This window comes from Halococcus salifodinae DSM 8989, assembly GCF_000336935.1.
In the GTDB taxonomy this organism is placed as follows: domain Archaea; phylum Halobacteriota; class Halobacteria; order Halobacteriales; family Halococcaceae; genus Halococcus; species Halococcus salifodinae.
Genome location: NZ_AOME01000096.1, coordinates 1 through 4,156 on the forward strand (window position 1 = coordinate 1; position 4,156 = coordinate 4,156).

The window sequence follows — 4,156 nt, forward strand, 5'->3', positions numbered from 1 at the left end:
TGATCGACACGAGGTAGTGATCGCCGGTGCCGGTCCGGCCGGAGCTCAGTGTGCGCGCGACGTTGCCAAACGTGGCTACGACGTGCTCGTCCTCGAAACCGAGAACGAGGCGGAGTTTCCTCGACAGAGCAACAAGTCCACCGCCGGGACCTTCGCCTCGATGATGGGAGCGTTTGGCTTGCCCGACGACGTGGTGATGAACTACACTGAGAAGATCGTGCTCGAATCTCCGAACGACCACTTCACCAGAGTCCAGCCGGGTGCGGTGATGGACTTCGCGGATTTCAAACAGTTCCTCGTCGAGGACGGGCGCGAGGCAGGCGCGGAATATCGCTTCAACGCGCGTGCGACCGCCCCGATCACCGAGGACGGCCACGCGGTCGGGGTGCGCTACAACGGCGATCAGGAGGTCTATGCCGACATCGTGATCGACGCGACCGGACCGGCAGCGCCCCTGGCGAAGGCCCTCGATGTGAGCGACCTCGAACGGAAGAACCAGGCGATCGGCGTCGAATGGGAGATGGGTGGGATAAGGGTCGAACACGATGGCTACGCCGACCTCACGGACGCTATGATGCTCCGGCTGGATCACGATCTCGCACCGGGCGGCTACTCGTGGATCTTTCACACCGGTGCGGACACCGCGAAGGTCGGCCTGTGTTTCATCCAGAACGAGCGCTACCGGAACCACCAGACGAAAGACCGGAGCATTGACGGCTACCTCGATCACTGGCTCGACACCGACCCGCGGCTGACGAACGCGAAGCGTCACGAGGGCGGCCAACACCGCGGTTCCGCGCACATCCAGACCCCCGATCGGCTTCATGCGCCGGGATTCATGGCGATCGGCGACACCGTGCCGACGGTGGATCCGCTATGGGGCGAGGGGATCCACACCTGCATGAAGTCGGGCCGCGCGGCCGCGATCACCGCCGACCGGTGTCTGATGTCCGAACGACGGGACATCTCGGGTTCGAACATGTCGGTCTACGACACCCTCTGGCACCGCGACGTCGCACCCAAGGCCGAGCGCCGGCTCTTGATGACGCGGCTCCTGTATCTGGCCTCGAACGAGCGCTACGATCGGCTGCTGNCTCTGGCACCGCGACGTCGCACCCAAGGCCGAGCGCCGGCTCTTGATGACGCGGCTCCTGTATCTGGCCTCGAACGAGCGCTACGATCGGCTGCTGGGCGACATGAACGATCTCGGGATGGGGACGCTGGCGGATGCAAATGAGGGTAGTCCGCTTGCGATCGCGCGATTGATCCACCTCGACGACGCCCCACTATTCGGGCAGTTCCTGCGCGATCGGGTTGCGGAGCGACTCGCGTAACCGAGTCGGATCCTCAGAGTGTCGTAGACCGGTCTTCGGAGCTATCTACAGGCACATTCGGTGAACGGTGGATGTTTGCCGTTTGATGAACTCGCCCCTCCCGTTCTGTACTGTCGATTGTCATCTCCGCTCTCGCGTAGGGTATGCCCTCGGATACCCGATATCTCTGAACTCAGCTAGGTCGATTCGTCATGCATAGTCCTGTGTGAAAATTTAGGGCGTCGATTGATTCCAACACTTATTGTGTATGAGAAAACGACCTGCTTGTCTTCAGCTACCAGGGGATCATCCGATACGACTATACCCTTTCTCGAAAAAGTCTTGCTGAGCGCGGGATCTGAGTCATGAGGACCAGTTTCTCGCGCTCCTCGTGATTTTCGGGAGAGATCCAACAGGAGGAATCAGCCATTCAGTGAAGCGCACTGGAGTGTNCAAACAGGCTTGATCTACCAGATGAGAGTGTCCCGTGACGGATGTGGTCGAAATATTCGGGAAAGGTGATGGTGGCGGTGTGGAGCACGAGCGATCCATGACAAGCACTCAGGTTGTAGCGCGCCCCCCATGTCACTGATTGACGTGAGGACGGAAAGGTGTTAGGGGCGTTGTCGAAAAATCGGCGGTGATTCTGCCTCTGGTCCCTACAGAGGGAGTGTTAGCTGCTTGCTGTAGTCTCGGTCTCCATCGAGGTTCCGTTCTCCATCATGGTCNTCTCGTTTTCCATCGAGGTCCCGTTTTCCATCATGGTCTCTTCACCAGCAGCAGTGGTCTCTTCCTCGCCAGCGGTGGTTTCCTCTTCGTCGGCTGTCGTCTCTTCACCAGCAGCAGTGGTCTCCTCCTCTTCCTCAGCGGCGGTGGTTTCCTCTTCCTCAGCGGCAGTCGTCTCTTCTTCCTCAGCGGCGGTGGCTTCCTCTTCAGCAGCGGTGGTATCCTCGCCGGCAGCAGCAGTGGCTCCATCACCGCTGGTGTTGTTGCCACCCCCGCCTCCACTACATCCAGCAACCACGAGCATGACGGCCACGAGGCCAACCATGGCGATGCGCTTCGTCTGAACGCCTTCCAATCGATCGGATAGTTTTGACATCACGGTGTCTTCGGCCTGTCAAGAGTCGGGGCACGTTCTTAACTCCAGGTAGCTGTTCCGAACCTTTTCGGACTATTCCAGATCGTTTCGGGCTTCTAAGTGCGAATTTTGAATATGAAATGTGTTGAAATGTGGCATGGGACTTTGATGTCGATCACGCCTGAGCACTCTCCGTAACTGAAAGCGTGGCTACTGGCGGGCGAGATACCGCCTCTTATTGACCGACATCGATTGTCGTTCCAAGACCCGCGATTTATCTCGTGGTGACTTGTATTCCGTCGTCCCAGTCGTTGGGATCGGGGTCAATACCCATGTCCATTGATGTGTAGGCCGATCGCGATTTTGTCGTCGATATCTCTGGACGAACACGCGAGTCGGAGGTACCGAACCAAGTACCGAGTTCATCCACCAGATGCCCCATCGCTAGAGCGTGCCGTCGACTACGGGGTTATGACATCGAAGTTGACTGCGATATTGAGCACGAACCATGTTGACGTCGAGAATCAGACCTTGAGCAGTATGAGCGTGAAGTGACAGTTAACGAAAGGGCTACGGTTGTGCGTTCGAAGTGCACACTTGGGGAGACTCTGGTATGGTTGGGATTGCTCACCCTCAACTTACTCTCCCCGATGGATCGCGATCACGAGTGCGTGCGGCGTTGCTGGCGGGCTCTGTCCACGGATAGCGACCGAGGCCGTTACCAATATCCTGCCACCGAAACCCATTGTTCCGGGCGCGCTCGCCGCGAGAGTCCGTTTACACGCTTGCTGAGTCGCCAGGACGATGCGCGATGATCGCGGACATTTTGCACAATGATGGGGGTAACAGTGTTCTTCTCGGGCGATTGTACACCCGTTTCGCGGGAGGTTTTTCGAACTCCTCCGCTGTCAGCTGCATCCCGACTCGAAATTCAACCGACTCGATATTGAATAGTACAGATCGAAACCGATCGATCCTCGCTCGACGATGACAACAATGGACTGTGATCGAACGGTGGCTGTACGCCATTCACGCAGCTCAGGTCAGTCGTCGAAAAGTGTCGTCTCGACGAGCTTCGCTGTCCCACGACGAATGCGGCCGCCGATGGCGGTCGGCGAGAGGTCGAGTTCGTCCGCGATGTCGGCGAGGCGCGCCTCACGGGGCTCCTCGAAGTAGCCGTTCTCGTAGGCGGTCATCAGCGCTTCGCGCTGGGCTTCGGTCAATCCCGTGGGTTCGCCGCCGTCCCACTCGTCCTGCCGGAACATTTTCTGGAGGGTGAACGAGATGTTCTCGGTGTCGCAGTACTCGGCGAGTGCGGCGAGCGCGTCTCGATCGGGGAACTGGAGCCGGACCGTCCATCCGCGGACGTTGGTGATCGCCCTGCGCATCAGTCCGCTGAGTTCGCTCGTCTTCGGCGAAATGAGCTTGGTTTCCGGGGGGTGGCGTATCCGATAGACACGGGTCGGCTCCAAGCCCGCCACCAACTCCCATTCCACAACCGTGTGATCCTCGTCGAGTTGTTGTTCGAACTCTTTGCCAGGATTCTCGACGATGTAGAAGAAGATCGCCGTCTCAGGGTCAGTCCCAGAGTGATGGACAACCCGAATCGTTGTGTCGGGACACTCGCGAATCGTAGGATCCAACGACATGTCCGGGTGGCCGATGTCGGCAACAGCGATCACACTCATGACTGATCACTTCGTTGAGAGCATTGTCGTGTCATCACTCGCGATCGCTCTACCGGGCAAGCAATCGGCTGATC

The 4,156-nt window shown here is 58.7% G+C and carries 1 protein-coding gene and 1 pseudogene; one reads left to right on the forward strand and one right to left on the reverse strand.

The features are described from left to right. Positions 1–1,334, forward strand: a pseudogene (locus tag C450_RS19455) (digeranylgeranylglycerophospholipid reductase); the annotation flags it as partial. Positions 1,335–3,437: 2,103 nt separating this feature from the next. On the opposite strand, the gene C450_RS19465 reads toward C450_RS19455, so the two are convergent. Further along, positions 3,438–4,082: a helix-turn-helix domain-containing protein gene (locus C450_RS19465; RefSeq protein WP_005046652.1), complete on the reverse strand. Its 645-nt coding sequence runs from the start codon at positions 4,080–4,082 to the stop codon at positions 3,438–3,440. Positions 4,083–4,156: the final 74 nt, after the last annotated feature.

What these genes read in the sequence shown, in the direction of transcription:
- C450_RS19465 (WP_005046652.1), bottom strand. Translation starts at nt 4,082, where the DNA reads ATGAGTGTGATCGCTGTTGCCGACATCGGCCACCCGGACATGTCGTTG.